The sequence below is a fragment of the Ferroglobus sp. genome (assembly GCF_015521575.1).
Lineage (GTDB): Archaea > Halobacteriota > Archaeoglobi > Archaeoglobales > Archaeoglobaceae > Ferroglobus.
The window spans coordinates 1-4102 of the sequence record NZ_WANY01000239.1 but is presented as its reverse complement, the minus strand read 5'-3'; the positions used below and the strand labels follow the sequence as shown (position 1 = coordinate 4102).

Sequence of the window (4102 nt, the reverse complement as noted above, 5' to 3'; positions counted from 1 at the left end):
GGAAGCGACCTGTGTGGCGTTTGCCGTAAAACTGCTAAACGGGGAGAAAAAAATTGATGAGTGCTTGCCCCTCTTCAGAGAGAGGAGATACGCGACGCTGAAAGACAAACTGCTGAGACATCTCATCTCAGCTGGTTTTAATGTGGAACACAGATAAAGCAGCTTACTTCAGCAGAATTTTGAGGGTGTTCAGAGATACAACAGCCCAGATCACCAGCAGAAAACCATACAGTATTCCTGAAATGTAGCTTAGCGCATCTACCTGAGTTGAGAGTGCTGCAGTTCCGATTGTGAACGCTGCAATTGGAAAGACGTAGCTCCACCAGCCAAGGAAAAAGGGATACTCTTGCTTTAGGTATTTTAGAAGAATCATAATGTTTACTATCAGTGCCCAAACTCCAAAACCCCACAGAGAGAGCGAGATTATAAAGAATATCGCTGGCAGAGCCTCTGCATTTGGTAGCAGTTTTGATGCAAAGTTTGCAATTTTCATGAAGTCCAGGATCAGTATTCCTACTGGTGCGAGGAGAATGAAGTTCGTCGGAGCCAGTTCGGCAGCTGGCAGCTCGTGGCTCACGAGTCTCAGAAACAGTATCGTCGCTATGAACAGGAATAGCATCAAACCTATTCCAAAGAAAACGAGCGAGGTCGTGAGCGTAAGCAGGCTTGGTTGGTATTCCAAGAGCATGGCGTAAGTGACGAGAATCGTCGAGACCGGAGGGATGAACCACCCTCCGTGAATATGATGAAGCTCAGCTGTAGTGGTAGCGAAGAAGTTGTATAGGATGTAAACGGTGAAAATGAAGATTGCAACTGCTCCGTATACGAGTAAAGGTTTTTCAAGCGGTATGGACAGCCTGTAGTATAGTAGAGAAAGTATTACTGCAGATATGGGCTGCAAAGGATAGTAGTTCCCGATGACGAAGTGTTTGATTTCTTCCTTGACAACCTCTGGATACAGCACGATCTTTATGAGCCAGAGAACGCTCAGCACTATGAAGATGGCGGTCAGAATGTATGCGAGCAGAGTTGAGAGGAGAGGAAAGTATTGAAGAGACGCGAGAGCCACACCCCCACTGCCAAGTATGGTGGCGAACCATCCAATTCTGAAGTCCTTCAGATCGTTCATGCTTATCGTTTAAAATTTAAGATTAAATTTCTTTTTCGGATTACTTACCAAAAATCAAAATCGAATTTGGTTTAAAATTTAAACTAAAGCTTACCACGGTAAAATTCCGTAGCTGGGCAGCCTAAGCACTTCTCAGCCTTATACCTGCTACAGCTTCTGCAATCGACTCCGCAAGGGGCAATATTTACCTTATCTGCGCTAACTTTAATTTCTATGTACGGCTCATAGAAAATCTCCTGAATCGGAAAAACCTCGTATCTTCTGATTCCTGGTTGAGCTCTCAAAGAACACTTTTCAAGTGTTACGCTTTCCAAAGAATGGAGATCTTCTGCCCAGATTAAAGCGAAGAGGTTGTAACCTCCCGTTGTTACGAAGAATTTGATTATACGGGGGCAATCTTTGAACTTTTCCAATATATTATTGAGGGCTTCAGCACTTTCAACTTCCATTACGAGTATGGCAGTCAAAATTTCGAGCTTTTCAACGTTTAATGAAACGGACGATTTAATCAGATTCTCTTTTTCAAGCTTATCTATTCTCTTTTTTACACCCATCGCACTCATACCTATTTCTTCAGCGATCTCAGAAAGCGTAGCTTTTCCGCTTTTCTGAAGAATCGAAATGATCTTTCTGTCCTTCTCGTCCATAACAATTTTTCCCCATTTACCGACATAAAGTTTATTACCTAAACATGCTGTGATTGAAACTATTTTTAAATTAAACCAGAAGTAGTAGAAATTTCGAAAAATTTTTAATTCTCAGAATAGTAGTAAAAATATGAAAACTTGTAAAGCTACGAAAATTGAAGCGGTGCTAACGGTTGATAGTAAAGGACAAATTCTACTCCCGAAAGAGCTTAGGGAGAAAGCCAACATTAAAGCCGGAGAAAGACTTGTTGCGATAACGGGTTGCGATGAAAAGGGAGAAATTTGCTGTTTAATTCTCGTTAAGGCAGATATAATTGACGAACAGCTCAAAGCAATACTTTCACCCATGCTGAGGGGTGTTTTACAGTGAAAGAAAAAAAGCTTTCTTTGATCGAAAAGTATCTCACCCTCTGGATATTCCTTGCGATAGTTTTTGGAGTTGCTTTAGGTTACGTTTTTCCTCAGATGGCTGAAATAATAGGATCTCTGAGCATCGGAACGACTTCGATTCCTATAGCGATTGGGCTCATTTTAATGATGTATCCGCCTCTCGCTAAAGTAAAGTATGAAGAGATGGGTAAGGTTTTTCAGAATCTCAAGCTTCTCGCTTTTTCATTAACACAAAATTGGATTGTAGGTCCTGTTGTGATGTTCCTCTTGGCTGTGACTCTCCTTAGAGACATGCCGGAATTCATGATAGGAGTAATCCTTGTAGGTCTTGCGAGATGTATTGCGATGGTCATAGTCTGGAACGAGCTGGCTGAAGGGGATAGAGAGCTTGCAGTTGGGCTTGTTGCTTTCAATGCAATCTTTCAGATTATGTTTTACGCCGTTTACATGTACATCTTCATAACGCTGGCTTTAAACAAGCTCGGTTTGGTTGAAGGTGTCGAAGCGAATATAAGCATAACCGAGGCGGCAAAGACGGTCTTTATTTATCTTGGTATTCCTTTCATAGCCGGAGTTACAACGAGGTACGGGAGCTTCAAGCTGAAAGGAAGAGAATGGTTTGAGAATGTCTTAGCTCCGAAAATAAGCTTGCTTACTCCAGCAGCCTTACTCTTCACGATCGTCGTAATGTTCTCGTTAAAAGGAGAGTACATCGTCGAGCTACCTTTCCAAGTAATTAGGGTGGCAATCCCTCTAACCCTCTACTTCCTCATAATGTGGTTCGTCACATTTTTCATCTCCTACAAGCTTGGTGTAGATTATCCAAAAGCAACCGCAGTATCTTTCACAGCCGCAAGCAACGATTTCGAGTTGGCTATAGCTGTTGCGGTTGCAATATTCGGGATATACAGCAACCAAGCATTTGCTACAGTTATAGGACCATTAATAGAAGTGCCAGTTCTTATAAGCCTTGTTAACGTGGCTTTAATGTTTAAAGAGAAGCTTTACGGACAAGTCGGTTTACGTTAGCAAGCAATTTTCTTGTATTTTCGAACAATGTAAGGTGTTAAGCGGGAAAATTTACAATTACATTTCGAATCCCCAGACGGAAAGTATCTTCTTCAGTCCTCTTTCGAAATCCTCTCTATCCCCACCGTATCTGATTTTTCCAAGTTCAAGAACGTAAGCGAAATCGGAAACCTCTATAGCCTTTCTCAGGTTTTGTTCCACGAGCAGTATCGTCTTGCCCTCCCTTTTTAATCCCTTTAAAATTTCGTACACCTCTTCACTCGCTATCGGAGAAAGTCCGGCTGTCGGTTCGTCCACGAGTATAAGCTCTGGATCAGTTAGAAGGGCTACGCTGAACTGTAGAAGCTTTTGTTGCCCACCGCTTAAAAATCCCGCTTTTACGTTCCTTTTTTCCTTTAAAACGGGAAATCTGTCGTAAACTTCCTTCAACTTTTCTTTGACGAGCTCTTTGTTCTTTTTGTATATCCACATCCCGGCTTTTAGGTTCTCTTCCACCGTTAAAGAATGAAATATCCCGTGCTCTTGGGAGATGTAGGCTATTCCTTTCTTAACCTTCTCGTGGGGTGGTAGATTCGTCACGTCTTCTCCGTTGTAAATTACTCTGCCGTTGAAGGGCTTTAGGTATCCGTAGATGGTCTTTAGAAGAGTTGATTTTCCGCTGCCGTTCGGACCGAGGACGGAAGTAATCGTCCCCTTCTTAACTTCAAGTGAAATGCCGTTGAGAACGTTAATATCCTTGTGGTAGCCGGAAGAGAGGTTTTCGACTTTGAGCATCTCAGACACCCAAGTAAATTTTTATAATTTCTTTACTCCTTCTTATCTCTTCCGGAGTCCCCTCCGCAAGCACTTTCCCTTCGTTCATCACGAGCATTCTGTCGCACAATCCGAAGATCGTGTGCATGTCGTG

General features: G+C 42.4%; 7 protein-coding genes. 3 read left to right on the top strand and 4 right to left on the bottom strand.

Annotation, left to right across the window (positions count from 1 at the left end; translation table 11 throughout):
- A partial coding sequence (locus tag F7C14_RS11140; protein ID WP_367114365.1) for a (Fe-S)-binding protein occupies window positions 1-157 on the top strand: 157 nt, incomplete at its 5' end.
- Between the two features lie 6 nt (window positions 158-163).
- Here F7C14_RS11140 and tdt read toward each other — a convergent pair.
- On the bottom strand, window positions 164-1129 hold the full coding sequence (tdt, locus tag F7C14_RS09650) for a tellurite-resistance/dicarboxylate transporter (protein ID WP_290902317.1): 966 nt from the start codon (window positions 1127-1129) through the stop codon (window positions 164-166).
- A gap of 83 nt (window positions 1130-1212) precedes the next feature.
- Entirely contained in the window at window positions 1213-1776 is a 564-nt protein-coding gene (locus F7C14_RS09645; RefSeq protein ID WP_290902316.1) for an Lrp/AsnC family transcriptional regulator, read from the bottom strand.
- 130 nt (window positions 1777-1906) lie between these two features.
- Here F7C14_RS09645 and hgcC point away from each other — a divergent pair, with 130 nt between their 5' ends.
- Window positions 1907-2146 (top strand): HgcAB-associated protein HgcC, encoded by a 240-nt coding sequence (hgcC, locus tag F7C14_RS09640; protein WP_290902315.1) that lies wholly within the window; start codon window positions 1907-1909, stop codon window positions 2144-2146.
- Window positions 2143-3195 (top strand): ACR3 family arsenite efflux transporter, encoded by a 1053-nt coding sequence (gene arsB, locus F7C14_RS09635; protein ID WP_290902313.1) that lies wholly within the window; start codon window positions 2143-2145, stop codon window positions 3193-3195. The genes hgcC and arsB overlap by 4 nt, the downstream gene beginning before the upstream one ends.
- 57 nt (window positions 3196-3252) lie before the next feature.
- Here the strand turns inward: arsB and F7C14_RS09630 are convergent, their stop codons facing one another.
- Window positions 3253-3969 carry an ABC transporter ATP-binding protein gene (locus F7C14_RS09630; protein WP_290902311.1) on the bottom strand — a complete coding sequence of 239 codons (717 nt, stop codon included), beginning with the start codon at window positions 3967-3969 and terminating at the stop codon, window positions 3253-3255.
- Window position 3970: 1 nt separating this feature from the next.
- Window positions 3971-4057 (bottom strand): hypothetical protein, encoded by an 87-nt coding sequence (locus F7C14_RS11135; RefSeq protein WP_367114364.1) that lies wholly within the window; start codon window positions 4055-4057, stop codon window positions 3971-3973.
- Between the last annotated feature and the right edge of the window lie 45 nt (window positions 4058-4102).